Source organism: Oleiphilus sp. HI0117, from assembly GCF_001635235.1.
This window is the reverse complement of record NZ_LWGA01001047.1, coordinates 1-1,694: the sequence shown is the minus strand read 5'-3', so window position 1 is coordinate 1,694 and position 1,694 is coordinate 1. Positions and strand designations below refer to the sequence as shown.

Here is a 1,694-nt window from a genome sequence, read left to right as displayed (position 1 = left end):
CGACGCAATTAGACGTTTCTATTAGCTTTGTTAAAAATTAACAAACGCTCAGATACATAAACTCACATTTAACATTGTTTTAAATTAGAGCCCTAAAAAGCATCAATAATTTAGTTACAATATAACCACAACGACATTACAAGGATATTTTAAATTGCGACCTACCGTGAACTAGCAAACTTATCTTAGCTGCTGGTTCATTACCTGAGTAATTAGTGTCGCAAATAAAGAAGAGAGTAGATCATGAGACAAGAAAGTAAACCTTTTACCTTTATCGACATCGTATTGGCCATGAGCATCACTGGCATCATGCTTGGCTTCCTCGTTCAACAGCTTCTCGACTTTTAGTATTTAACAGCGGCCTGTTTTGCCGCATAATCACCAGATATTTTTTGCTGGGTGATAAATAAATGGAATACCTTCCTCCCTGGTGGGCCAGAAATGGCCACCTTCAGAGCGTCTATCCTTCAGTTTTCAGAAAGGTATCAGCTGACTTTTATACTCGTGAGCGCCTGGAAACACCCGACCAAGACTTTATCGACCTGGATTGGGCCAAGAACAAGCAAAGCCCTCTTAAAAGGCTTGTGGTGCTTAGTCATGGCCTTGAAGGACATAGTAAACGTCCATACATACTCGGCATGGCGAAAATTGCGCTCCAGAACAACTGGGATGTGCTTGCCTGGAACTTCCGCTCATGCAGTGGCGAACCAAACAGAAAGCTCCAGTCATACCACAGCGGTCAAACAGGAGACTTACAATACGTTGTTAAGCATGCCATAGCACAAGGTTACGAAGAGGTCTGCTTAGTTGGCTTTAGCATTGGTGGCAATAAGACACTTTTATACCTTGGCCGCGAATCCGAAGACGTTCCCAAAGAAGTCAGCGGCGCCGTTACCTTTTCTGTTCCATGTGATTTAACTAGCAGCTCAAAACAGTTAGCGCTGCCACAGAATAAAATTTACATGAAAAATTTCCTGTTCAGCCTTAAAGCAAAACTTAAAGAAAAAAAGCTTCGTTTCCCGCAAGAAGTTGACCTAACAGGTTTTAGAAAACTGAAAACCTTTTACGACTTTGACCAGCGCTACACTGCACCATTAAACGGCTTTGCTAGTGCAGAAGAATACTGGTACAAATCGAGTTCTAGCAGGTATATAGAACAGATAAATACACCAACACTACTTATCAGCGCGTTAGATGACCCATTCCTCACAAAGCAATGTTTCCCACATGAAGCAGCGAAGAGCAACCCTTGCTTCGAGCTAGAAACACCACGTTTTGGTGGTCATGTTGGCTTTATGGGCTTTAACAAAGAAGGACTCTACTGGTCAGAAGAACGTGCGATTGAATACTTAAATCGCTTAAGCCGGTTTTAAAGCTTAAAGCCAGCTCTCAATTGCCTCGTGTGCCTGAACATTCTCCGCTCGAGCCTGCAAACCACCCTCACTCAAATAAACGCTAAACCGAGCCCGGTCTTTCATAGGAATAAAGGTACCACTCCCGTAAACCAAGCTCGCCCCTGGCAGCCACTTATAACTAGTTAGCCATTGCTTAAAATCTCTAAGCACAGGCAGCGTATTTTCTGAGCCCTTGTCAGCCTGCCAAAGATTAAACAGCGTCCTGGGCTTATTTCTTTCATCATCTATTGAATGGTAACGTCCAGATAAGCGGTCAAAACGAAATGCATCTTCCATCCC

General features: G+C 43.1%; 1 protein-coding gene and 1 pseudogene. One reads left to right on the top strand and one right to left on the bottom strand.

Features of this window, described 5'->3' with window-relative positions; translation table 11 throughout:
* Positions 1-410: 410 nt before the first annotated feature.
* Positions 411-1,373, top strand: coding sequence for a YheT family hydrolase (locus A3757_RS18790; protein WP_068510646.1), 963 nt, complete (start codon positions 411-413; stop codon positions 1,371-1,373).
* A 3-nt stretch (positions 1,374-1,376) separates the two neighbouring features.
* Here A3757_RS18790 and A3757_RS27005 read toward each other — a convergent pair.
* Positions 1,377-1,694 (bottom strand): annotated as a pseudogene (locus A3757_RS27005) (multidrug transporter); the annotation flags it as partial.